The organism is Desulfocurvus sp. DL1XJH-121 (assembly GCF_054819825.1).
Genome location: NZ_JBTVWW010000152.1, coordinates 1 through 252, shown reverse-complemented (window position 1 = coordinate 252; position 252 = coordinate 1). Strand labels below are relative to the sequence as shown.

Genomic DNA, 252 nt, shown 5'->3' with positions numbered 1-252 from the left:
CAGGGGTGCACCGACGCCATGAAGTATTCCGCCTGCGCCATCAGGCCCGGCAATTCCTCCGCGCGCAGTCCCACCCGCACCTCGGCCCGCAGGCCGAAATCCTGCGCCACGAAGCGCACGAACGGCGCGTAGATCAGTCCCTTGATCTGCCCGTCCGTCTCTGTATAGGCGCCAAAGGGCAAGCTGCGGCGCGCCAGCTCGAGCGTCGGGTGGACCTGTCCGCTGCGCGCGGCCAGCACCATCTTCAGGCAC

Annotated in this window: 1 protein-coding gene; it reads right to left on the bottom strand. The window is 68.3% G+C overall.

The window, feature by feature from the left end:
- Positions 1-252: hypothetical protein (locus tag ACYYG1_RS17685; RefSeq protein WP_461211642.1), on the bottom strand; the 252-nt coding region annotated here is incomplete at both ends.